This window comes from Tolypothrix sp. VBCCA 56010 (assembly GCF_050875635.1).
In the GTDB taxonomy this organism is placed as follows: Bacteria; Cyanobacteriota; Cyanobacteriia; order Cyanobacteriales; family Nostocaceae; genus Hassallia.
Genome location: NZ_JBPAOH010000123.1, coordinates 1 through 23,729, shown reverse-complemented (window position 1 = coordinate 23,729; position 23,729 = coordinate 1). Strand labels below are relative to the sequence as shown.

The window sequence follows — 23,729 nt, the reverse complement described above, 5'->3', positions numbered from 1 at the left end:
TGCGTTCAATATCGTTCGTTGGTCAATTCGTCATTGCCCAAAATTCATCTCACGCTCCCCTGAGTACAGGGTGAGACGTGAGGCTTCTTTTGTTTTAAGCTAAATCTAAGTCAGAAGCCGACATGACAGCACAACGAGGTGTGTTAGCAGCTTTTGAGTTGAGTTGGCAAGAATTAGATGACAGTGATAAACAACTGGGCTGTTTATTAAGTTTATTTGCCGCCGCACCCATACCTTGGGAGTTGGTGGAACAGTGTTTATCAGAAGAAGATGCGGAAGATTTGGAAGAAATTAGAGATGATATCTTGCTGAATTTGCATCTACTCCAGCGCAAAGATGAGGGAATTTATCAACTACATCCACTGCTAAGAGAGTTTTTCCAATATAAGCTTACAGGTTTAGAACAGGCAGAGGAACTAAAACGATCGCTTTGTCAGGTAATGGTAGCAGTAGCCAAGGATATTCCTCAAACCCCCACCCTTGAGTTAATTACTGCTGTGTCCCCCGCTATGCCTCATTTAGCAGAAGTAGCTAACAATCTTATTCAATACGTTAGCGATGAAGATTTAATCTGGGCTTTGGAGGGTAACGCTAAATTCTACGATGCTCAGGGGTTGTATGACAAGGCAGAACCTTGGTTGAAGCAGTGTCTCGAAGTCACTAAAAAGCGCTTGAGAGAGGAACATCCTGATGTCGCACAAAGCCTCGATTACTTGGGGTTACTCTACGACTCCCAAGGACGGTACACAGAAGCCGAACCGTTGTTGCTGCAAGCTTTGCAAATGAACCGACGCCTGCTGGGAGAGGAAGATCCCAATGTCGCTGCTAGCCTTGATAACCTGGCGTTTGTCTACCACTCCCAAGGACGTTATAACGAAGCTGAACCGTTGTATCTGCAAGCTTTGCAAATGAGGCGACACCTACTGGGAGAAGAACATCTTCATGTTGCACTTAGCCTCAACAACCTGGCGGAACTCTATAAGTCCCAAGGACGTTATAACGAAGCCGAACCGTTGCATCTGCAAGCTTTAGAAATGAGGCAACGCTTGCTGGGTGAGGAACATCCTGATGTTGCACTAAGCCTGAACAACCTGGCGGCACTCTACCACTCTCAAGGACGTGACAGCGAAGCCGAACTATTGTACCAACAAGCATTGGAACTAAGGCGACGCCTGCTAGGTGAGGAACATCCTGATGTTGCAGGTAGCCTTAACAACCTGGCGTTTGTCTACTACTCCCAAGGAAATTACAGCAAAGCCGAACCGTTGTACCTGCAAGCTTTAGAATTGTGGCGACGCCTGCTGGGTGAAGAACATCCTCTTGTTGCAACTAGCTGCAACAACTTGGCGGTACTCTACTCTTCCCAAGGACGTGACAGCAAAGCCGAACCGTTGCACCTGCAAGCTTTAGAACTGAGGCGACGCCTGTTGGGTGAGGAACATCCTGATGTTGCAGTTAGCCTCAACAACTTAGCGAAGTTCTATTACTCCCAAAGAAGTTACAGCAAAGCTGAACCGTTGTACCTGCAAGCGTTAGATATTTTTGAGCGTCAGTTAGGGGTGGATCATCCCTGGACTATAAAGTGTTGTGAGAATCTAGCAAATCTTCGCACTGAGATAACTTCAAAGCAGTAAAATTCAACTTCTCAGCCTCAACGATGAGGTTCTAAACTCGGCTATTCTCCTTCCAACACAGAACTTTCACCCTTTGAGGCTCAACGTTCACCCTTTGAAGCTCAAGTTTCACCTTCAGAGGCTCAACGTTCACCTTCAGAGGCTCAACGTTCACCCTTTGAGGCTCAACGTTGACCCTTTGAGGCTCAAGTTTCACCTTCAGAAGCTCAACGTTCACCTTCAGAGGCTCAATGTTCGTGTTCTGAACTCGGATGATGAACCTCAAAGCTTGAATTATCAACTTCTGAGTTTGAACGATCGCCTTACACAGTCAATTTTCCACCTCAACTTATTAAACCGGGAAAAGCGATCTTCGTAGCTTACCGTAGGTATCGCCTTTTTATCCAGTCCCAAATCATCTGTACATCTTAGTACAGCATTTCACAAGTTTGTAGCAAATTCCAGAAAAGCAATAAGAGTTATGACTTACGTAAAAAACTCTCAAACTCTTATAAAACGCTGCTTTATGCGTCTAAATACGATACATTTTTTCGTTATTATACATATATTTTAAGTATCGCAAAATACTAATAACCTGACGTAGTAGCTGCAAGTTGTATGCGATGCGATCGCCTAATTCATATTTTGATTCAGCGACGTTCATTGCCCAGATAATTTATTAAAAAAATACTTGCTTCATGCATTTATCTGTGCAATTATGTCTTCAGTTACAAAATACGGTTTGTCTACCAAGTTGCAGTAGTTTCTTGGCAGATATCTAGTATTAATCCATTTTTAGCCAGTAGATCAGAAGTATTGTCCAACAAGTCTGAAGTGTAATCACTCAGGCTGGAATCGGCATGACTAACATAATCGCAGAGTAATTGGAAGAGAAATCAATGAATAAATACAAACTACAAGCAATTGGTCGTCGCCAGTTTGTGCAGGCTACACTTGCCAGTACAATCTTGACATTAGGAGGTTCGAGCGTTTTTTCCGCTATAGCTGCCAAACGAAAGCGTCCGAACATACTGTTCATTTTGACGGATGACTTGGGCTGGGGCGACATTGGTATTTATGGAAAAACCTATGAAACGCCAAATTTAGACCAGTTAGCAAGGGAAGGTACGCGCTTCACCAATGCCTATGCAGCGCAAACTGTTTGCACGCCAACACGGATCGGCTTTTTTACAGGTCGTTATCCAGCGCGATTGCCAGTTGGTCTTCAAGAACCTCTAGTTGAAAGTGACAATGTAGGATTACCGCCGGAACAGCCAACAATCGCTTCCCTTTTAAAAGCTAAAGGTTATGAGACAGCATTAGTTGGTAAATGGCACGCTGGCTTTCTTCCAGATTACGGTCCACTCAAGAGTGGCTTTGATGAGTTCTTTGGAAACTATAGTGGAGCGATCGACTATTTTACCCACAAAGGCACGGATGGAGAACTTGACTTCTATGAAGGTGAGGTGCCTGTAGAAAAACCTGGTTATGCTACAGACTTGTATACTGAGCGTGCTGTTGAATTCCTCAAAAGACCCCGCAATCAACCGTTTTACCTTAGCCTTCATTACAATGCACCCCACTGGCCCTGGGAAGGACCAGAAGATGAAGAGTTGAGTAGAACTTTCTACAATTCAAATGCTTTCACTGCTGGAGGGTCAAAAGAAACTTACGCTGCAATCTTAAAAAGTTTGGACGACGGAGTTGGTAAAGTCTTGCAAGCTTTAAAAGATTCTGGGCAGGCTGATAATACCATAGTCATTTTTGCCAGTGATAACGGGGGTGAGAGATTCTCTGATATTGGACCTTTTCAAGGGAGAAAAAGCAGTTTGTACGAAGGTGGTATACGAGTTCCCACTTTTATCCGCTGGCCCGGAGTGATTCAACCCAACAAGGTAAATAACCAAGTTATTATCACTTTCGACTTAACAGCAACAATTCTGGCAGCAACAGGTACTTTACCCGATCCCAACTATCCACTTGATGGTCGAAATTTGCTTCCAGTCCTTCTGGGCAAAAAACCTGTTTCCCCGCGAACACTGTTCTGGCGCTATAAATCTAATGTCGGTGGGCGTCCTTCAGGTCAACTCCAAGCAGCAGTCCGAAGCGGAGATTGGAAGTACTTGCGTCAGGGAGAGAACGAATATCTATTTAATCTTGCCAATGACCAAGGCGAAGAAACTGACCTCAAAGATAATAATCCCAGAGTATTCCAGCGGTTGCGCGATCGCTTTGAGGAATGGAATGAACAAGTACTGCCTTACCCAGTTTAAGGAAAAGTCATTCATGCAAGAAGTTTCATCTGGTAAATCTGACAAGCAAATCGCTGCCAAGCGTCCTGGTAAAGTCCCTGATAAAGACATGAACTGGATACCGGGCGGCACTTTCATAATGGGGTCTGACCATCACTACCCAGAGGAAGCTCCAGCCCATCTTGTCCGTGTAGATGGCTTCTGGATGGATCGCTACGCCGTCACCAACAAGCAATTCCAACGTTTTGTGAAAGCAACTGGCTACGTAACAGTAGCCGAGCGTCCACCAAAGGCAGAAGATTATCCAGGAGCCATACCGGAACTGTTAGTACCAGGTTCGGCTGTATTTCAGCAGCCCAACCATCCAGTAAATTTACAAACGTGTAGCTGGTGGATCTATGTGCCTGGTGCTAACTGGCGACATCCAGCAGGACCTGGAAGTTCTATCAAGGGGCGAGAAAATTATCCTGTAGTGCATGTTGCTTATGAAGATGCTGTTGCTTACGCAGCTTGGGCAGGCAAAGTGCTGCCAACAGAGGCACAGTGGGAATTTGCTGCTCGCGGTGGTCTCGAAGGTGCTGTCTACACTTGGGGCAATGAATTTGCCCCCAAAGGCAAGCGGATGGCTAACACTTGGGAAGGTGAGTTCCCCTGGCAAAACTTAAAGCAGCGCTCCCCTGGAGCAGAACCTGTAGGCTCGTATCCTGCAAATGGGTATGGTTTGTACGATATGATAGGCAACGTTTGGGAGTGGACAACTGACTGGTATCGAGACTCTCACCCAGAAAACAAGAAGAAATCTTGTTGTATTCCAGTCAACCCCAAAGGCGGAACACAAGAAGAGAGCTTTGACCCAAATATGGTGCAGGCACAAATATCTAGAAAGGTACTTAAAGGTGGTTCCTTCCTCTGTGCGCCCAACTACTGCCAGCGTTATCGACCAGCCGCACGTCATCCAGAAACAATAGATACCTCAACGTGTCATATCGGATTTCGTTGTGTAGTCAATGTGTAGACCCACAAGCCAGATAATGGACTTGAAGTATTTTCTGGGATTTTCCGAGATAAAGTGGTATCTATAATCTAGAACTAATGCAATATTATAAGTTAGTTTATGGAACCTGCTACACTAACAGCAGCTGCGATCGCTACCTTGGTCATCGTCAAAGCTTTTGAGAAAACTGGCGAAATCATCGGCGAAAAAGCTTGGAATGAAGGCGAGAAGTTGTTATTGCTGCTCAAGCGTAAAGAACCATCAATCGCAAATGCTGTAGAACTAGCTCAAACACGACCTCTAGATTATGGTCAAGCTCATTTAATTGGACAGCAAGTTGAGCAAGCAGCAAAGAAAGATCCGGAAATTCGGGAAGCTGTTGCAGATGTGGCGAAGTCAGCCGAACCTAAATTAACAACATCTATTATTGAAAATTGGCAAGGTATCAACGTTAAAGGCGGAACTAATACTATTTCTGGCAATACCTTCAATTTTTGACAGAATTCGTCGGAACCGGAACCGACAAAGTTAAATCCTCTCAACAAAATACCAGATAATTTGCCCCGGAGTGGGGCGACAAAGTTCGTCGGGCGGGAAAAAGAACTCGAACTTCTCCACCAATTATTACAGGAAAATGATTCTGTGGCAATAGCCGCCGTTACCGGTATGGGTGGTGTCGGTAAAACTGAACTAGCGTTGCAATATGCACTCAAGCAGCGCGAATTTTACTCTGGGGGGATTTGCTGGTGTGGTGTCAAAAGCGGCAATGTCGGGAGCGCAGGTGGTGCAGTTTGCTCGCATTCACTTTGAATTAAACCCGTTGACAGATTTGGATTTAGTCGGGCAGGTGAAATACTGTTGGCAGCGCTGGGGTGAGGGTAATGTGTTGCTAGTGCTGGATGATGTCATTATATATAAGGAAATTGTGCCGTATTTACCGCCATCATGCACCCGGTTTAAGGTGTTGTTGACTTCCAGAAAGCACTTTGGGCAGATTAAGAAGTTATCATTAGATGTGTTGCAACCGCCAGCGGCGCTGGAGTTGTTGCGAGAATTGGTTGACGATGAACGAGTTGACCTAACCCCCCTGCCCCCTTCCCTTGCAGGGAAGGGGGAGTTCAGTTCCCCTCCCCTGCAAGGGGAGGGGTTAGGGGAGAGGTCAATCGGTGAAGTGGTAGCCTTGCAACTTTGTGAAAGGTTGGGATATTTACCTTTAGGAATAGAGTTAGTAGGGCGCTATCTCGCCAGAAAACAAGATTTATCCCTGGCAGAAATGTTACAAAGATTGGAGAAAAAGAAACTCAAAGAACGTTCTTTGTCTCAGCCAGAAGAAAATATGACAGCACAGCGGAGTGTAGAAACAGCCTTTGAGTTAAGTTGGCAAGAATTAAACGACACAGATAAGCAACTAGCCTGTTTGCTGAGTTTATTTGCTGCTGCACCGATACCTTGGGAGTTGGTAGAATCTTGCTTACCCGATGTGGATGCAGAGGAGTTAGAAGAAAGTCGGGATCGTAAGCTGCTGAATTTGCATTTGCTACAGCGTAAACAAAAGGGAATTTATCAACTGCATCCACTGCTGCGCGAATTTTTTCAAGCGAAGTTACAAGCACCACCTTTTGAGGAAGATTCGGGGGATCTTAAACAAGCATTTGCCGCAGTCATGATAGCAGTAATCAAGGATATTCCTTATAACCCCACCCTTGAGTTAATCACCGCCGTCTCCCCTGCCATACCTCATTTAGCAGAAGTAGCGAAGAATCTGATTCAATATGTTAGCGATGAAGATTTAATTTGGGCTTTCTACGGTAACGCTCGATTTTACTATGGTCAGGGGTTGTATGACAAGGCAGCACCTTGGTTGGAAGAGTGTTTAAAAGTCATTAAAAAGCGCTTGGGTGAGGAACATCTCAATGTCGCTACTAGCCTCAACAACTTGGCATCACTCTACAAATCCCAAGGACGTTACGCAGATGCCGAACCGCTGTACCAACAAGCTTTGCAACTAATGCGACACCTGCGGGGAGAAGAACATCCCTATCTTGCAACTAGCCTCAACAGCTTGGCGGAACTCTACCGTTTTCAAGGACGTTACGCAGATGCCGAACCGTTGCACCTGCAAGCTTTGCAACTTCGGCGACATCTGTTGGGAGAAGAACATCCCGCTGTCGCAGAAAGCCTCAACAACCTGGCGTTACTTTACTATTATCAAGGACGCTATACTGAAGCCGAACCTCTAGCACTCCGAGCAATAGAACTAGATAAGCAGTTTTTAGGAGAAAAATACCCTGATTTAGCTACAGATATTCACAATTTGGCTTTGATATACCGCGCTCAAGGACGCTATAGCGAAGCAGAACCCTTGTTTCTCCAAGCTTTGAAACTCAAACAGTTTCTACTGCCAGAAGATCATCCTCTTTTAGTACATACCATTTACGCTCTAGGTTATATGTATAGAGAACAAGGTCGCTACAGTGAAGCAGAAACATTTTCAATAAAAGCATTGGAACTTGATAAACGCCTGCTAGGAGAAGAACATCCCGATGTTGCACTTAGCCTCAACAACCTGGCGTTACTCTACTCTGACCAAGGACGTTACAGCGAAGCCGAACCTTTGTACCTCCAAGCATTAGATATTTGTGAGCAACGCTTAGGTGTAAATCATCCCCACACTATCACTTGTCGTGAAAATTTGGCAAGTCTTCGCGCTGCGATCGCTTCACAGCAGTAAAATTCAACTTCTCAGCCTCAACGATGAAGTTCTAAACTCGGCTGTTCGTGTTCCAACACAGAACTTTCACTCTTTGAGCCTCATCGTTCACCTTCAGAGGCTCAACGTTCACCTTCAGAAGCTCAACGTTCACCTTCAGAGGCTCAACTTTCACCTTCAGAGGCTCAACTTTCACCCTCAGAAGCTCAACGTTCACCTTCAGAGGCTCAACGTTCACCTTCAGAAGCTCAACGTTCACCTTCAGAGGCTCAACTTTCACCTTCAGAGGCTCAACATTCACCCTCAGAAGCTCAAGTTTCGTGTTCTGAACTCGGATGATGAACCTCAAAGCTTGAATTATTAACTTCTGAGGTTGAACGATCGCGTTACACAGTCGATCTTCCACCTAAAAGCATTTAACCAGGAAAAGCGATCGCCTTTTTACCCTAAAATAGAATTTATTCGAGCCGATTTATCCATTCTTCTGCCTCACTCGTCTCCCAAACCAGCAAAAGTTCTTGTGCCAGTTCTCCTAATGGTATCCTGTCCCGCAGCCAAAATAGTCCCCAAATCTGTCCGCCTGCTGCCCAATGTGCTTTTATATGAGCAAGCATACTAGCACGATTATCTGTCACCAAGAGCCTTTGCGATCGCTCCAGATATAACAACACATCCGGATAAGAGTGTTCCTAGTTGCGGTGCATTAGTTTCACCCACACGCAAGATGTCTATATTAGGGTTGAGACGCAGCACAGCCACTTTCAAACGAGGTGACAAATTTTCGTCTAGCAAGAAACGCACTTTCACAAAGTATTCACCTGCGGTTGAGTTCTTTGAGCCTTCACTGCTCTTAAACGTTCTACCACAGATGAAGGATTTGCAGCCCATTCTTGGTAACGCTGTTCGCGCCACCTTGTCAAACGTGACAAGTAAGCATCAATCTCGGCGCGATTATGCAGATAATAAGTAATAGTAGCGTAAATCTGCTCCAACTTCAAAGAAGGCAAATTAGCTGCAATTTCTTCCGGTGAATATCCTTCTAAGTAATAATCAAATACATTGTCAATGCCGATGCGGTGTCCTTTCAACCGAATATCATCGGGTGATAAAAAGTCAAAATAATCTTCTAATAGCATCGGTCTACCCGTAAATAGAACTTAATGCCATCTTACCTTTACTAAAAAGTTAAAATCTGGCAAGTCTTCGCCTAAAAAACCATAAATATCGCAACGATCGTAGAGACGTTCCGCAATTATTGGCATCTCTACATCTTAATTCGTAGTGCGGACTGAAGTCCGCACCTTCCTTACCATATTTTAATGAACCACCGGAGAAGACAAGCTTACACTTGAAGATATATATAACTGTAATCTTGTACTTAATAGCTTGCTGCATGGAACCTGTAACAATCACAGCTGTAGCAAAGCGCGATCGCCACAATAGTTTTCACTAAAGCCTTAGAAAAAACAGGCGAAAAGCTTGGAGAAGCTGCATTAAACGAAAGTCATAACTTAATCGAACAGCTACGCCATAAAAATAAGTTACCATTTCTCGCGGATGCCACACCAGAAAACCAAGAGCGATTAGATTATGGCAAAGCTGTACTGGAGTTGAAAGCAGCAGCAGACGAAGATAGCGAAATTGCTCAATCAGTGCGGTCTGTAGAAGCAGCAGCAAACGCCGGTGCACAAGTTGCGCCAAAAGTCAAAGAATTAGCAAATGATATCAACTCGCAACCAGCAGGCGTCATCAATTCTACAAAGTTAGCTGAATCGATTAAAAACGTCTTTCAGGGAAATACTTTTAACGGTACTAATATCTTTTGACTGTATTCGTCCGAACGGGAACGGACAAAGTTAAATCCCCCCATTATAATACCGCATAATTTGCCCTGGAGTGGGGTGACGGAGTTTGTCGGACGTGAAACAGAACTCGAACTTCTCCACCAACTCTTGCAGGGAAATCACTCTGTGGCGATCGCGGCGATCGCTGGTATGGGTGGCGTGGGTAAAACAGAACTAGCGTTGCAATATGCACTCAAGCAGCGCGAATTTTACTGTGGTGGGATTTGCTGGTGTCAAGTTAAAAGCGGTGATGTCGGGAGCGCAGGTGGTGCAATTTGCTCGCATTCACCTAGAATTAAACCCCTTGACAGATTTGGATTTAGTCGGGCAGGTAAAATACTGCTGGCAGCGCTGGCGTGAGGGTAAAGTGTTGCTAGTGCTGGATGACGTCACTATATATAAGGAAATTGTGCCGTATTTACCGCCGTCATCCTCCCGATTTAAGGTGCTGATGACAACCAGAAAGCACTTCGGGCAGATTTCTAAATTACCATTAGATGTGCTGCAACCACAAGCCGCGCTGGAGTTGTTGCGAAAACTAATTGGGGATGAAAGAATTGACCTAACCCCCCAACCCCTTAGCCGCAAGACCGGCTTTTTCAACAGCAGCCCGAAGAATCATATCAGCCCACCTGAGGGTTATTGGTTTGTCGCCGGTGCGATCGGCAAACATCCAAACTGAATTTGACTCTGCTTTGTAATTAGAGAGTGACTCCCGCAAAACCGCATGTACAAATACAGATGCGGGTTTGACGCTTTCCGTCCGGTGCCGCCTTACGAGTCCGAGCGCGAAATTGGAATGAATTAGATAGTAATGGCGCTTTAATTGAAACTTAGAGTTATACAAATTCGCAATGGAGAAGTAATTATAAAAATTTATACACGAGGATGATAGGGCGTGGAAGTGGAGTAATTAGTATCGACAATACTTGCGCTTTTAACGATGCTTACGACATTTGGCTTGACAAGATAACTATCAAATTATTCTCTGCCGTTGCCATTACTTCTACAAATGCACTAACTTGGTTTTTTTTGAAGGGAATATGGGTCAACAGTACTCGTTTTTTTTCAATTAATAATTTAGCGGCGAACACAATTTATCTAAACACAATTCCTATTAATGAAATATACACTTTAAATAATAGTAATACTAACTTCAACATTTTTACTACACTGATAAACGTAAATGGCGGCAATTATTATTTTTGGTCAGCTTCCAACTTTAGTTATCGATTAATCCGAAAATGACACTTTATTGTGAAAACGCTGCTGCTGAAGTACTATTCTCGCTCACCGGCGGTCGTGAAGGTCGAATTGTCAGCTACAACCCTCCTGTAGAAGTTACAACCGCATCCGGAATACTTCGTTCTGTGTTTACTCAATACGAAACTAATTACTCGGACGATGGAAATCAAAATACAACTTATACAGATATTGATACTGTATTTTTAGAAATTCCGAGAATGTCTGCAAACGAGAATGTATGGTCAGGAAATTTTCAAGCAGGAGACTTTATTTATGAGACTAAACAAGAGTATCAACAGTTTACTCCTGACAACAGAGTACTTTATAAACGCACTCTTGAGAGAACAGATGCAAGAACAAATCAAAAAAAGATTATCTATTGAAAAAAGTAAAATAGCTAGCGCTGGTAAAGAAATTAACAATAGTGATAAAGAGGCTGATGATTAATGCCCTTACCAGAAAATTTTAGTGAATGGGAACACTTGCAAAATATGGTCATACTTGACCATAACAAAGCTGTTAGAAATTACTTTAAAAATCAAGAGGATCATGATATTTCGACACCAAAAGCAGCTTGAAAACACGCTTGTGTTATTAAAGATGAAGACACCGCAACTATGACTTTGATGCGGATGTGGCTTTTTGAAGTAACAGTAGGACACGCACAATCTTTTCAGTCACCTATTTATGGCATTCCAGTTCAATAATTACAATCATGTGCCAAATTTAAACCACAAGTCAAGCTTTACTTTTTTGAACCTTGGAGCCAAGAAACCGAAGATAGTGGTTTACCACTAGCAATAGGAGAAATAGGGTTTAGGTTAATGAATGAAAGCAGCGAAACCATTAGCAGAAGTAAGGCAGAATCTTTAGCTAGAAAAATCAAAGCCGATTTAGCTACACCCTTTTACCTGGGAAAAAGGCTGGTATAAATGCACTTATTTGGACTTAGAACGGGGATACGATTTCCGATTATTAGTGAAAAGCAAAACAGAAGGTGAACGAGTTGTTAAGCAAGTGCTTGGAATCCAAAACCATGCTTTTGACAGAGATTTATTTCAATTCGTCGATCGCGATCGCAGACCATAACTTCCGCCCAACTTTTGGCGACTTAGCGCTCAGTTGGTGTCGGTGGGTATTTAGGTCAATTACTGCCTGAAGCGAGTAAGCGCTCTACCGAGATTTAATCATATTTAAGAGCGGGGTGGTTGCCCAAAAAGTGTGGGAATATTTGTGCGTACGTGTTCTTGAATTTTATATAACGCGGCTTCTATTTGTGGTCGGGGGATATTAGACATGACAATAACAACGTCAACTTCTTCGGGATGTGAATTTCTGCCATAACTAATTTCTATTTTGGAGAATAGTTCTTGACTGTCAGTAGAACTTGACGACGTAGTATAAACCATTTTTGCAGTTTGTGGTTTTAGTGATTTTTTAGATTATAACTTACTTGGAAATTGGGGATTTCGCCCAACTTTTGGAGACTTGGCGCTCAGTTGGCATCGGCGGATATTTGGGTCAACTACTACCTGAGTCAGGTAAACCGCATTAGTGCGGAATAAGTGAAAATGTGAGGAGGTTGAACAGCGTATAGTAAAAAGCAAATCCCAGGCAGAGTAAGCCTGCTAAATACCAGCGTCCTTGGGGGTAGCCATACGAATTATCGTAATAGGTTATGAGTGTTTAGGGTAAAGACAGCCAGTATTCTAAAATTTTTTTTAGCATATGCCTTATCATTCATCTGGGGATTCAAAGCAGTAAAATTCAACTTCTCAGCCTCAACGATGAAGTTCTCAACTCGGATTTTGCAGTGTTGAAGCTCAACTTTCAGCTAATGTTACACAGTCACTTTTCCACCTAAAACGATTAAAGCACACTCATGCGATCTTCGTAGCTTACCGTAGGTATCGCATGAGTCTGCTGTGCGGCACATTACATTCGTATATTTTATTTTTTGAAAATCTCGCGTACCACCAGGCACGATCGCTATGATGGGTGAACTTTTTGGTTTACTAACTTTGATTGCTGTGATGAACATTTACAGCAGCAATTCGTAGCAGGTGTGAATATTTACTTGCTCAAAAAAAATGCTGATTTTTTTAATTATCGCGCTTGCGACCTGTTCAACCGCACCAAACTGCTATTAGTCAAAGTTTAAGACTGAACAAATTTTGAGAAAGCACCCGGTATTAGCTGACTACTCCTGATGAATTAAATATCCGAGTAGCTAAACCAATGAAAATTTTAGCAGTTTTGTTGATTAGCGCGATCGCCTTTACGATGCCAGCGCTAGCAGATGCCTACCAATCACCCAGCTATGACTTACCTAATGCAATGAGTGATTGTACTTATCGCGGCGGTGGTCGCCGTGAAGATTGCTTGTACCTCCTGCGGTAGGTAAAACGTCAAAAAACCGGGTATGCCTTTAAAAATTCATAATTCATAATTTATAATTCATAATTATGTTTGGTGATGGGGATTTAAACCTTACCTGAAACAGGACTGCGTGATACAAGCAGCTTGTACAAAGCCTTTTTAATTATGAATTCTGAATTAATAATTATGAATTAGCTTAAAGCTAACCCGGTCGATCGCATGAGTGCTGTGAAAATTCATTAAGCCATCAAACCTAACTACACCTAAAATTATTAAACCACACTCATGCGATCTTCGTAGCTTACCGTAGGTATCGCATGAGTCTGCAATGCGATCGCGCATTATATTTAAAATAAATATACAAACCGAATACCTTAAAGACTATTCCATTCTTCAAATGTAATTTCCCGTTCTAGAATTACCTCAATTTCCCGAACCATCATCCGCAGCTGCGGTACAGAATACTCATCATTAGAGGGAATAGTTAAGCGATGTTGCGCGTAAGTCATAAACTGATGCTTAGTTCCATAAAAAGGACCTTCAAAGCCTAGCAGCCGTAACTTTTGCACAAAATCCCGACGCTTACAGGGTGTCCATCGGCTCAAGGGTCGGCTCCTTATTAAGGTCAATATTATCAATTACTGGTAAAGAATGTCCCAATTTCAACCCAAGCAAAATCCAGTCTTCCAGTGTTGAGCGTAACTCATCTTCACACTCGCGCAAAGTCAAACCAAACGCGACTACTCCCTTACATTCGGGAATTCTCCCGGCAAAAGTTCCATCTTCTAATTTGTCGTAAACCGCTTGTGCGATCGCTTGCTCAACATAATCACTCAAAATAAACCTTACAGTCATTAAATCTCGCGCTGCTCTACAAGTTTGATTGTACTTTTAACTTTATTTAACCACAAAAACTAAACACTTTGAGTAGTTCTGTTTTGACAATACCCATAACACTCCTCTTCGCTTTTGCTCATATTATTGCTCGATAATAATCAGCGAAAGTTAGCCCGCACCGAAGCGGGCTTTATTTGTGTAGCCTCACCCTGGAAGAAAAAGGGCAATACGCAACATCAACAATAATGAGTGAACATCACCAATGTGTTCCTAAAGCTTATATTCGCGAAAATACTGAAAATAGTTTTACTTGCGTAAAATTACTAAATACTGTCAGTATAAAAACGCCTTTTTCTGAAGCTAAAAAGCCTCATAAATTCACTTCAACTTTACCCGATTAAAGTGGATAAAAATTAAATTAGCTAATGAAAGGGCTGAATCTGTTGCAAGTAAACAGATTCGCGCAACATCAAAAATTAGAAAGATAACTATGACAGTAACTATCAAAAAATTATTGGTTGGTGCAACGGTAGCAGCAAGCATGAGCGCGATCGCTTCAACTCCAGCTTTCGCTACCAACCTTACCAAACCTACTAATATTCAATTCACCACCAACGGTGTCAAAAACACAGATGCGAATAAAGCTAACATCAATACCTGGACTTATGGTTCTGCGGAATCCGATAACACCGGTATTGGTGGTGCGAACCGACGAGTTTTAAACGATTACAACAACAAAGGTAACATTGATAAAGCGATCGCAGCTTTAACAGATAACGATAGCGCTACCAACGTTGAACTATTTACAGATGGTGAAACTGTCAAAGACCATGTTGGCTTCACTGCTAATTTTGGCAAGAATACTCTGAAGGTAGAAAGTGTCACTAAAGATGACTGGGCTGATGGTACATTAGCAACAGCATAATTAAAAGGCTTTGGCAATGCTTACGGTGGATTAATGTCAAGCATTCCGACAATTGCTGGTTCTAATATGCTCAAAGATTTTAATAATAACTTTGATTTTTTAGTTACCACTCTCAAAACCACCGGCTTCAACTCCGCTGGCGATGCTAATATTGGGGATGTCACTTTAAACAAAAAAACTGGTGAATTGAAAGTTGATTTGGTTGGACACTTAGATGTAGCCGGAAAATATGTAGATACCCGAAAAACAATTGTAGATACTCGCAAGACAATTAAAGATCCACAAACAACGATTAAAGATACGCGAGCAACGATTCTAGATACTCAAGCAACGATTAAAGATACGCGAGCAACAATTATAGATACGCAAAAAACAATTATAGATACGCAAAAAACAATTATAGATACGAGAAAAACAATTATAGATACGCGACAAACTATAGTCAAAAATGGCAAACAAATCACCAACCCAACTTACAATCAAGAAATCATTAACCAAAATTTAGGCAAACCAATCACCAATCCAACTTACAATCAACAAATTCCTAACCCAACTTACAATCAACAAATCACTAACCCAACTTTCGGCAAACAAATCACCAATCGAACTTACAATCAACAAATCGCTAACCCGACTTACAACAAAGACATTCCCAACCCAAATTACAACAAAGATATCCCCAATCCAACTTACAACAAAGACATCCCTAACCCAAATTATCTCGGCTCATCACCTGACAAAACTCGGAACTCTACAGGAAATCAAATCTTTGATGCGATGCTGTTTAATTTAGCCAAAACAGCATTCTTAACAAATACACCATTCCAAGTTAGTGAAATTGCCAAAATAACTTTCAACGATCAAGTTGACTACGCTTTTAGCTTCAGCGCAACTGATTCCGGTGCAATTGCAGGCGATCGCAATAAAACAACTGACACCACATCTCACACCGGCATCTATTCTTGGAATAAGACTTACAAAACTGTACCCGAACCTTCAGCCATTTTCGGTTTAGTTGCTGTCGGTGGTTTAGTAGTTGCTTCTCGACGCAAGCGTGTGAAAAACGCATAAGTTTTGTACTTCACAGTTTGCTAAATTTAATAAGTTGATTTTGGCAACTTTTCAGCAACTCAATTGAGATAAATCTGGTGTGAGGACAGATTGCATTTAGGAGTCATAAATTAATTATAAATTTAAAATAGGGGTAGAATTTCAGTTCTACCCCTACTTGCTTTTTATATAGTAGGGACAATTCATGAATTGTCCCTACGCTGCGGTATCGTTGTGTATTGCATCCAACAACAGAACCGCTATATTAGTTAAAAGTTGTTACCAGCCCGACAAAAAACCCCTAGTATTTCTACCAGGGGTTAACACGATTAGCATTTCATTTGTACTTGATTCAATCGATTAGCCAACACTCGCTAATAACAACTCGCGTTTTTCTGTCTTGCGTACTACCACTTGACCGTCGTCGTCAACGTCAACAATAGCTGAGTCTCCATCAACGACTTGACCGGATAGCATTGCTTCGGCGAGAGAATCTTCCAAAAGGCGCATAATCGCTCTACGTAAGGGTCTAGCACCGTAGCTGGGGTCATAACCTTCTTGTACCACACGCTCTTTAAAGCGTTCTGTGACTTCTAAGATAATTCCTCTTTCGGTCAAGCGACCTGCAACTTCGCGCAGCATGATTTCGGCGATTTGCTTGACTTCTTCTTTGTTCAACTGAGTGAAGACGATAATCTCATCCAGACGGTTGAGGAACTCAGGACGGAAGTAAGCTTTCAATTCTTCGTTCACCAAAGTTTTGATGCGGTTGTAATTTGCATCGGCTGCGTTTTCGGTGAAATCGAAGCCCAAACCACCGCCACCTTTTTCAATCACCTTAGAACCGATGTTAGAAGTCAAGATAATCAAAGTGTTCTTAAAGTCCACTTTTCGACCTTTCGCATCGCTGAGATGACCGTCATCTAAGATTTGCAGCAGCATATTGAATACATCGGGGTGTGCTTTTTCGATTTCGTCGAAAAGCAGCACTGTGTATGGTCTGCGGCGCACGGCTTCGGTTAGTTGTCCGCCTTCGTCGTATCCGACATAACCAGGAGGCGAACCAATTAGCTTAGAAACGGTGTGGCGTTCCATGTATTCCGACATATCGAGGCGAATCATTGCTTCTTCGGAACCGAAGAAGTAACTCGCTAAGGATTTTGCTAACTCGGTTTTACCGACTCCGGTAGGACCAGAGAAAATAAAGCTAGCGATCGGACGGTTGGGATTTTTTAAGCCAACTCTAGCGCGACGAATGGCGCGAGATACGGCAGTGACTGCTTGTTCTTGACCGATGAGCCGTTGGTGGAGAGTATCTTCTAAGTGTAGAAGCAACTCTGACTCAGATTCGGTCAGCTTGTTGACGGGTACACCAGTCCAAGAAGCGACGATTTGGGCGATGTCTTCTTCATCAACGATGCCGTGGAATGTCTCGTTTTGTGATTCTAGTTGCAGTTGCGCTTCAATTTCTAACTCTTGGTCGCGCATTTGTCCTGCTTTGTCAAAATCTTGAACTCTAACGGCTTCGTCTTTAGCTTTGGAAACGCTGATTAATTGGCGCTTGAGTTCTTTGTTGGTAGAGGACATCGAGTTCCGCAGACGAACGCGAGAACCGGCTTCATCAATCAAGTCTATGGCTTTATCTGGGAGAAAGCGATCGCTAATATAGCGGTCTGACAATTCAGCCGCAGCTTTTAGCGCTGCATCAGAAATTGTGACTCTGTGGTGCTGCTCGTAAACGCTCCGCAAACCTTGTAAAATCTCGATGGTTTCCTGTACAGTCGGTTCGCCGACCATAATCGGTTGGAAACGACGCTCTAGAGCCGCATCGCGCTCGATGTGCTTGCGATACTCATCAAGTGTGGTTGCTCCCAAGCACTGAAGTTCACCCCGCGCTAATGCTGGCTTGAGGATGTTAGAAGCATCCAAACCGCCTTCTGTACCACCAGCACCAACAAGCGTATGAATTTCATCTATCACGAGGATGACATTACCCGCCGTGCGGATTTCCTCCATGATTTTCTTCAGGCGTTCTTCAAAATCACCACGGAAGCGAGTACCTGATACTAGCGATCCCATGTCTAGGCTGATAACTTGCTTGTCTTGCAAAATATCCGGCACATCTTGATTTATAATGCGTTGTGCTAGACCTTCGGCGATCGCTGTTTTACCTACTCCCGGTTCGCCAACTAATACTGGGTTATTCTTGGTGCGGCGACCGAGAACTTGCACGGCACGTTCAATTTCTTTTTCTCGACCAACTACAGGGTCAATTTTGCCTTCTTTGGCTAGTTTGGTGAGATTTCTGCCAAACTCTTCTACACTCAGGTTTTGGGTGCGTCTTTGACCACCACCACCTGCGGTAACGCTTGCATCATCACCCAAGCGGCGAATGACTGCGCTGCGAACACTCTGTAGCTCAACTCCTAGATTTTGCAGGACTTTAGCGGCAACACCTTCACCAGCTTCGGTCAATCCCAAAAGTAGATGTTCTGTATTTATGTAGTTGTGTCCCAGACTGCGAGCTTCTTTAAATGATTGCTCAAACAGGCTTTTTACTTTCGGTGTAAAGGGAATTTCTGGTGGTACAAAGCCAGTACCGCGACCAATGATTTTTTCTACTTCTCGACGTGCGTCTTTGAGGGTAACACCCAACTCAGTCAGCACTTTAGCAGCCACCCCAGTTCCTTCTCCCATCAAGCCCAGGAGAATCTGTTCTGTGCCTACAAAGTTGTGCCCCAGGCGTCGAGCTTCCTCCTGAGCTAACATAATTACTCTAATGGCTTCGGAAGTGAAGTGTTCAAACATAACGGGTTCTTGCTCCCTTGCTGCTTAGGCTTAGAGTGAAATAATCTTCACTCTTTTTAAACTTTCATGTATTTTCTTAAGGACAATGTATCTTTATTTAAAGTGAAGTGGCAGTAGTGAGAGCCGTAAGGCTCAGGTGTGGTTGCCGTCTTGAGGGGGAAGTGGGGAGACAAAAAGACAAAGGGATTAGTGACTCTGAAATTTTAACTCTTGACTCAAACAAAATATCAAATGAAAAATGAGTATAAACTATGACAGACGCATCCACAGGTAAAGAGCAACAACATCCGCTTTACAATCGCGATCGCCCTCTAATAGATAGTTTACTATCTCAAGAGCCAACAGATTACAATTTGGCAGAACTTGCCAGACTGCGAATTCGTTATCAAGGCTTTCCAGGTGCGAGAGACATTCAACAGACTTTAGATCGAGTCTTGCTTACTTGGGGTTTGACGGAAGCAGAACTTTATCAGAAAACCCGCCAAATTCACAACTTTGCCAAGATTTACACAAGTCGCGGCAAAAAAGAAGAACAAGATTGGAATTAGGTAATGGGGCATGGGGCATTGGGCATGGAAAGAATCGTATTTATTCACCCACTCGCGCATCACCGAACTTCTTTAATTCCCAATGCCCAATGACGCCAGATGCTTCAAGTCGGCAGAGCCGACGGCAGGTGCTTCAACCGAGGGAACCTCCGCAACGCACTGCCTCCCCAATGCCCAATTACCAATTACCTTTTTCCCAATGCCCATTGCCCAATGCCCATTGCCCATTGCCCAATGCCCCATGCTTAGTTATCAGTTGTCAGCCTAAATCCCGTCTGCTCTGCCTGTTTAGACGTAAGCTGATTTTGCTGCTTTTTATACTCGCGCAACTGCTTCAACAAGCGTGCTTGGGATGAAGTTAAAGTACTTGAACTAATTGTGATTTCTGGCTTTTTGGCAGCACTTTTAAAAGTAGCAGATGATGTATCAATAATCATCACCTTTTGGGTTGTTGGGCTAGAAATAACCAAATCTGATTTATTAACAGATGCTTTCAAAGAGTCTAAAGTATCAGCAATTTGCACTTGCTGTTGCATCTGCTCTGTGGAAGAAACCAAAGTACTTAAACCATTTACCAATTGCCGTAAATTATTTCTAAAAGCGGGATCGCCGGTCAACTCATCTAAATCAGATGTAATTTTTTGGGTATTTTCAAATGTTACCCGTGCCGAATCCAAAGTTTGTTGCAATAGCAGTCGGTTATTTGGATCGTTGAAGCTTTGGGTAGCATTGCGTAAATTTGTTGACGCTTGCGCTGCATTTGCTGAGAGAGTTTCTAAATTTTCCAGTAATTTTCCTTGGGTAAAGCGATTGACAGTTGGTGATAAACTGCTGACTGTAACGCGCAGTTGCTGGCTGGTTTGACTAAGATTATTTAATGTACCAACTAGCGTTGAGCGATTTGTTGTCACCAAATTATCGAGATTTGTCACCAAACTTTTTGCTTGATTTGCGGTTGAACTTATAGTTTTTGCGGTTGTACCAAATTCTTGTGCAGTTGTGCTAAATTGCCTTGCTGTCGTACCGAATTGATTTACTGTTTGATTGGTAGATGTACTAAGTTTATCTGTTGCCCGTTGCACTGAATTAGCTGTGGCGGAAAATGTGCCTAATTGTTGTTGTGCATTTTTGCTTAAAACCTGGAGTTCTCGACTTAAAGCTGCTACACTGACGGCTGCTTGAGAGGCAGTTTCTAGGGTTTTATTGACATTGTTATAAAATTTCGGATTACTGTATGCAACAGATAGCGCTGTTGAACTGCGAATCAGCTCATCAACGCTGATGCCAACCTGACCTTTTAAGCGAGATCCATTACAGACGATAATCTGCGGATTGCAATTTTTTTCTGTGGGTTTAGCGACATCAGTCGCTTGAATTAACGTTGCTTTTGGTGTGATGTCGATAATGCTTTCGCTAATCAAACCGGATTGATTAGCTTCAACTAATACATCACGGGGGATTTTCAACTCAGGTTGAGAAATATCAACTTCCACTTCAACGTTATTTAAACCAGGTCGAATTTTAGAAATACTGCCTACTTTCACCCCGCGATAGCGAACAAGTGTTCCCTTTTGCATTCCGGTGGCGTTAGCAAACTCGATAATAACTTTGTATGAACGTTGAGATGTAGTAACTCTATTCAACCACAGCAGAATCACTCCAAATACCCCTAATCCTGCCAAAAGCAATAACCCTACAGAACCTTCTCTAAATGTTCGCGATCGCATTTTTCTCCTTCTGCCATCTAGCCGACATGAATCGGTCCATGCACACTCCCACTGAGAAATTGTCTAATCAAAGGATGTTCTGTTTTCTCAAGTTCATCTATACTACCTTGCCACTGCACTTTACCTTGATAGAGAAAAATAACTCTGTCAGCGGTACGACGAATAGTACTCTCTTGGTGGGTCACAATGGCATAAGAAGCACAGACTCCTTGAGTACATTGTAATTGGCGAATTAAATCTTCTATAACTGTAGAGGCAATTGGGTCAAGTCCGGCTGTCGGCTCATCGTATAGTAAAACTGCTGGTGCGTCTTGTGGTTTGTCTGGGTTAAACACAACTGCACGCGCAAAAGAAACACGTTTTCGCATTCCTCCAGAAAGTTCACTAGGATAGCGCGAACCGATTCCTGACAAACCTACCATGTCTAATTTTTCATTTACCAGTTCTCGAATGCGCGATCGCGGTATTTTTGAGTATTGATAAAGTAAAAACCCCACATTCTGCTCGACTGTCAATGAATCGAATAATGCTGCCTGCTGAAACACCATCCCAATCCCAACCGGATCGGCACCATCTTCTATCAAACCTTCTCGCCGTACCCCTTGTACATAAATTTCTCCGGCATCGGGAGCCGTTAATCCTGCAATTACCCGTAAAATTGTTGATTTACCAGTACCGCTAGGACCAATAATCCCTAATGCTTCTCCCTGGTAAATTGTCAAGTCTACATTGTCTAAAACTTTATTGTCACCAAACGACTTAGAAACGCCTTTAAGTTCAATTAATGGTTTATTCATTGGGAATTGGGCATGGGACATTGGGCATGGGGCAATTGTTTAATGGGCATTGGGCAATGGGCATTGGGCAAATAACCACTAACATTTGTACAGACGTTCCAGTGGAACGTCTCTACCGCTCCCACTAACTACTAACCACTAACAACTAACAACTAACAAAAATGCAAGATTGTGATGTCATAGTCATTGGTAGCGGTATCGGCGGATTGTGTGCTGCTGGATTACTCGCACGTTATGGCAAGCGAGTAATTGTGTGTGAAAGCCATACAATTGCTGGTGGTGCTGCTCATAGCTTCAGACGACGAAAATTTGAATTTGATTCCGGTCCTTCTTTTTACTGCGGTCTGACTGATGCCCAGAGTTTAAATCCTCTCAAACAAGTTCTCGATGTTTTAGGCGAATCCCTTTTATGTGTGTCATACGATCCTTTAGGACATTATCACTTTCCGGAAGGCACTTTTGCAGTTTATAGCAATACTGAGCGTTACCGTCATGAGGTGGAGAAAATTACGCCTCAAGGTGCTAGAGAATTAAAGCGGTTTGAAGAACGTTTGTTACCGCTTTATGAAGCGATGAAAGGCATTCCCACTATGGCTTTGAGAACAGATTGGCAGTTGATTTTGGTGTTACTAAAAGATTATTTGCCATCTTTGGCGAAAATGCTCCCCCATTTGCCGATTATTCAAGCTTCTGTGGGTAATGTGATGGATGCAACAGTGAAAGATGCTTGGGTGCGACGGCTGATCGATTTAGAATGCTTTCTACTGTCTGGTTTAAAGGCACATGGGACTATTGCCCCAGAGGTAGCTTTTATGTTAGGTGAACGCGATCGCGTTGGAGTTGAATATCCAATAGGAGGTAGTGGAGCAATTGTCAAGGCTTTGGTGCGGGGATTAGAAAAATTTAATGCTAAATTGCGGTTGGGATGTCATGTTGAACAGATTTTAGTATCTGGTAAAGTTGTTGGCGTCAGGTTACAAAATGGTGAAATTCTCAAAGCGCCTGTGGTAATTTCTAATGCCACAATTTGGGATACTTACACTAAGTTGTTGCGTCCGGAAGACTTACCCGCATCTTCCCGTAAAGTTTCGCTAGATACACCAGCGTTAGATAGTTTTATGCATTTACACTTAGGCATTCGTAGCGAAGGCTTGGAGAATTTGACGGGACATCATGTGGTAGTTCACGATGCACAGCAGGATATTACTTTACCGGGAAATACTTGCATGATATCGATTCCTAGCGTGTGGGATGCTTCCCTTGCACCAGAAAAACATCATGTAGTTCATGCTTATACTTTAGAACCTTATGCGGGATGGGAACGGAATCAAGGGTATGAGCAGAAGAAGCAAGAAAGAGTAAAATCTTTATATCGCGCTTTAGAAAGAATTATCCCAGATATTGGCGATCGCATAGAGTTAGAACTGATTGGCACACCTTTAACTCATGCTCATTATCTCAGAAGATACCAGGGAACTTATGGTCCAGCGATCGCAGCAGGTAAGGGAATGTTTCCTAGCACGCACACCCCCATTTCTGGATTGTATCGTGTGGGTGACAGCACTATGCCAGGAATCGGTGTACCGGCGGTGGCTGCATCTGGCATTTTGTGCGCGAATACTTTGGTTAAGCCAGAGCAAACAGCAGAATTATTAGATAATTTATCGCATTTTTAATATATCTTACTCCCTTCCCACTCGAAAAATATTTATTTAACGAACCGCCCTTCGGGTTCGCCAGTCCCCCATCGTGACGGAAACCGCCAAGACGGGGGCTGGACTCACAAAGACACGAAGTACACAAAGGAAGAAGAGAAAGAAGATAGGTAATCTTGTAGCGGGAAGGGAGTAGTACAGCATTGTCACTCGATACAATCGCATTGTCACTCGATACAATCGCATTGTCACTCGATACAATCGCATTGTCACTCGATACAATCGCATTGTCACTCGATACAATCGCATTGTCACTCGATGCAATCCCATTGTCACTCGATACAA

At 43.1% G+C, this 23,729-nt stretch carries 25 protein-coding genes and 1 pseudogene; 15 read left to right on the top strand and 11 right to left on the bottom strand.

The window, feature by feature from the left end; genetic code table 11:
• Positions 1 to 122: 122 nt before the first annotated feature.
• The 6 genes from AABK37_RS30320 to AABK37_RS30295 all read left to right on the top strand — a co-directional run bounded on the left by AABK37_RS30320 (position 123) and on the right by AABK37_RS30295 (position 7,590).
• Positions 123 to 1,634, top strand: coding sequence for a tetratricopeptide repeat protein (locus AABK37_RS30320; protein ID WP_432555202.1), 1,512 nt, complete (start codon positions 123 to 125; stop codon positions 1,632 to 1,634).
• 878 nt (positions 1,635 to 2,512) lie between these two features.
• Positions 2,513 to 3,886, top strand: coding sequence for a sulfatase (locus AABK37_RS30315; protein ID WP_432555201.1), 1,374 nt, complete (start codon positions 2,513 to 2,515; stop codon positions 3,884 to 3,886).
• Between the two features lie 13 nt (positions 3,887 to 3,899).
• Positions 3,900 to 4,880, top strand: coding sequence for a formylglycine-generating enzyme family protein (locus AABK37_RS30310; RefSeq protein WP_432555200.1), 981 nt, complete (start codon positions 3,900 to 3,902; stop codon positions 4,878 to 4,880).
• A 99-nt stretch (positions 4,881 to 4,979) separates the two neighbouring features.
• Positions 4,980 to 5,357 carry a hypothetical protein gene (locus tag AABK37_RS30305; protein ID WP_432555199.1) on the top strand — a complete coding sequence of 126 codons (378 nt, stop codon included), beginning with the start codon at positions 4,980 to 4,982 and terminating at the stop codon, positions 5,355 to 5,357.
• A gap of 60 nt (positions 5,358 to 5,417) precedes the next feature.
• Positions 5,418 to 5,669 (top strand): NB-ARC domain-containing protein, encoded by a 252-nt coding sequence (locus AABK37_RS30300; protein WP_432555198.1) that lies wholly within the window; start codon positions 5,418 to 5,420, stop codon positions 5,667 to 5,669.
• Complete coding sequence (locus AABK37_RS30295) at positions 5,626 to 7,590, top strand: tetratricopeptide repeat protein (RefSeq protein ID WP_432555197.1); 1,965 nt, start codon at positions 5,626 to 5,628, stop codon at positions 7,588 to 7,590. Before AABK37_RS30300 ends, AABK37_RS30295 begins: the two co-directional genes overlap by 44 nt.
• 31 nt (positions 7,591 to 7,621) lie before the next feature.
• Here the strand turns inward: AABK37_RS30295 and AABK37_RS30290 are convergent, their stop codons facing one another.
• The 4 genes from AABK37_RS30290 to AABK37_RS30275 form a co-directional block, all read right to left on the bottom strand.
• Positions 7,622 to 7,918, bottom strand: coding sequence for a hypothetical protein (locus AABK37_RS30290; RefSeq protein WP_432555196.1), 297 nt, complete (start codon positions 7,916 to 7,918; stop codon positions 7,622 to 7,624).
• Between the two features lie 109 nt (positions 7,919 to 8,027).
• Positions 8,028 to 8,204, bottom strand: a complete 177-nt coding sequence (locus AABK37_RS30285; RefSeq protein WP_432555195.1) for a hypothetical protein — start codon at positions 8,202 to 8,204, stop codon at positions 8,028 to 8,030.
• Positions 8,194 to 8,376 (bottom strand): hypothetical protein, encoded by a 183-nt coding sequence (locus tag AABK37_RS30280; RefSeq protein WP_432555194.1) that lies wholly within the window; start codon positions 8,374 to 8,376, stop codon positions 8,194 to 8,196. The genes AABK37_RS30285 and AABK37_RS30280 overlap by 11 nt, the downstream gene beginning before the upstream one ends.
• The gene (locus AABK37_RS30275; RefSeq protein WP_432555193.1) at positions 8,373 to 8,705 is read right to left on the bottom strand and encodes a DUF433 domain-containing protein; all 333 of its coding nucleotides are present in this window, start codon (positions 8,703 to 8,705) and stop codon (positions 8,373 to 8,375) included. The genes AABK37_RS30280 and AABK37_RS30275 overlap by 4 nt, the downstream gene beginning before the upstream one ends.
• A gap of 474 nt (positions 8,706 to 9,179) precedes the next feature.
• Between AABK37_RS30275 and AABK37_RS30270 the strand changes: the two genes are divergently transcribed.
• From AABK37_RS30270 to AABK37_RS30255, 4 genes are all read left to right on the top strand, one after another.
• Positions 9,180 to 9,395, top strand: a complete 216-nt coding sequence (locus AABK37_RS30270; RefSeq protein ID WP_432555192.1) for a hypothetical protein — start codon at positions 9,180 to 9,182, stop codon at positions 9,393 to 9,395.
• Between the two features lie 60 nt (positions 9,396 to 9,455).
• Positions 9,456 to 9,773 (top strand): hypothetical protein, encoded by a 318-nt coding sequence (locus tag AABK37_RS30265; RefSeq protein WP_432555191.1) that lies wholly within the window; start codon positions 9,456 to 9,458, stop codon positions 9,771 to 9,773.
• Positions 9,718 to 10,095, top strand: coding sequence for a hypothetical protein (locus AABK37_RS30260; RefSeq protein WP_432555190.1), 378 nt, complete (start codon positions 9,718 to 9,720; stop codon positions 10,093 to 10,095). Before AABK37_RS30265 ends, AABK37_RS30260 begins: the two co-directional genes overlap by 56 nt.
• A gap of 562 nt (positions 10,096 to 10,657) precedes the next feature.
• Positions 10,658 to 11,041, top strand: a complete 384-nt coding sequence (locus AABK37_RS30255; RefSeq protein WP_432555189.1) for a hypothetical protein — start codon at positions 10,658 to 10,660, stop codon at positions 11,039 to 11,041.
• Positions 11,042 to 11,851: 810 nt separating this feature from the next.
• On the opposite strand, the gene AABK37_RS30250 is transcribed toward AABK37_RS30255, so the two are convergent.
• Entirely contained in the window at positions 11,852 to 12,067 is a 216-nt protein-coding gene (locus AABK37_RS30250; RefSeq protein ID WP_432555188.1) for a hypothetical protein, read from the bottom strand.
• An 829-nt stretch (positions 12,068 to 12,896) separates the two neighbouring features.
• On the opposite strand from AABK37_RS30250, the gene AABK37_RS30245 reads away from it, so the two are divergent.
• Positions 12,897 to 13,058, top strand: coding sequence for a hypothetical protein (locus AABK37_RS30245; RefSeq protein ID WP_163519205.1), 162 nt, complete (start codon positions 12,897 to 12,899; stop codon positions 13,056 to 13,058).
• 353 nt (positions 13,059 to 13,411) lie between these two features.
• On the opposite strand, the gene AABK37_RS30240 is transcribed toward AABK37_RS30245, so the two are convergent.
• Together AABK37_RS30240 and AABK37_RS30235 are read right to left on the bottom strand one after the other, a co-directional pair.
• Positions 13,412 to 13,606 (bottom strand): hypothetical protein, encoded by a 195-nt coding sequence (locus AABK37_RS30240; RefSeq protein ID WP_432555187.1) that lies wholly within the window; start codon positions 13,604 to 13,606, stop codon positions 13,412 to 13,414.
• 13 nt (positions 13,607 to 13,619) lie between these two features.
• On the bottom strand, positions 13,620 to 13,892 hold the full coding sequence (locus AABK37_RS30235) for a type II toxin-antitoxin system HicB family antitoxin (protein WP_432555186.1): 273 nt from the start codon (positions 13,890 to 13,892) through the stop codon (positions 13,620 to 13,622).
• Positions 13,893 to 14,364: 472 nt separating this feature from the next.
• On the opposite strand from AABK37_RS30235, the pseudogene AABK37_RS30230 reads away from it, so the two are divergent.
• Positions 14,365 to 15,870 (top strand): annotated as a pseudogene (locus AABK37_RS30230) (NF038130 family PEP-CTERM protein).
• Between the two features lie 339 nt (positions 15,871 to 16,209).
• On the opposite strand, the gene AABK37_RS30225 reads toward AABK37_RS30230, so the two are convergent.
• Positions 16,210 to 18,657 carry an ATP-dependent Clp protease ATP-binding subunit gene (locus AABK37_RS30225; RefSeq protein ID WP_432555185.1) on the bottom strand — a complete coding sequence of 816 codons (2,448 nt, stop codon included), beginning with the start codon at positions 18,655 to 18,657 and terminating at the stop codon, positions 16,210 to 16,212.
• A gap of 251 nt (positions 18,658 to 18,908) precedes the next feature.
• On the opposite strand from AABK37_RS30225, the gene AABK37_RS30220 reads away from it, so the two are divergent.
• Together AABK37_RS30220 and AABK37_RS30215 are read left to right on the top strand one after the other, a co-directional pair.
• On the top strand, positions 18,909 to 19,205 hold the full coding sequence (locus AABK37_RS30220; protein ID WP_432555184.1) for a DUF3288 family protein: 297 nt from the start codon (positions 18,909 to 18,911) through the stop codon (positions 19,203 to 19,205).
• A gap of 99 nt (positions 19,206 to 19,304) precedes the next feature.
• Positions 19,305 to 19,454 carry a hypothetical protein gene (locus AABK37_RS30215; protein ID WP_432555183.1) on the top strand — a complete coding sequence of 50 codons (150 nt, stop codon included), beginning with the start codon at positions 19,305 to 19,307 and terminating at the stop codon, positions 19,452 to 19,454.
• Here AABK37_RS30215 and AABK37_RS30210 read toward each other — a convergent pair.
• Entirely contained in the window at positions 19,451 to 20,932 is a 1,482-nt protein-coding gene (locus AABK37_RS30210; RefSeq protein ID WP_432555182.1) for an MlaD family protein, read from the bottom strand. The two genes, AABK37_RS30215 and AABK37_RS30210, sit on opposite strands and share 4 nt — an antisense overlap.
• A gap of 17 nt (positions 20,933 to 20,949) precedes the next feature.
• On the bottom strand, positions 20,950 to 21,729 hold the full coding sequence (locus AABK37_RS30205; protein ID WP_432555181.1) for an ABC transporter ATP-binding protein: 780 nt from the start codon (positions 21,727 to 21,729) through the stop codon (positions 20,950 to 20,952).
• A gap of 161 nt (positions 21,730 to 21,890) precedes the next feature.
• Between AABK37_RS30205 and AABK37_RS30200 the strand changes: the two genes are divergently transcribed.
• Positions 21,891 to 23,405, top strand: a complete 1,515-nt coding sequence (locus AABK37_RS30200) for a phytoene desaturase family protein (RefSeq protein WP_432555180.1) — start codon at positions 21,891 to 21,893, stop codon at positions 23,403 to 23,405.
• 36 nt (positions 23,406 to 23,441) lie between these two features.
• Here the strand turns inward: AABK37_RS30200 and AABK37_RS30195 are convergent.
• Positions 23,442 to 23,729 (bottom strand): hypothetical protein (locus AABK37_RS30195; RefSeq protein ID WP_432555179.1); only part of this gene is annotated, 288 nt, incomplete at its 5' end.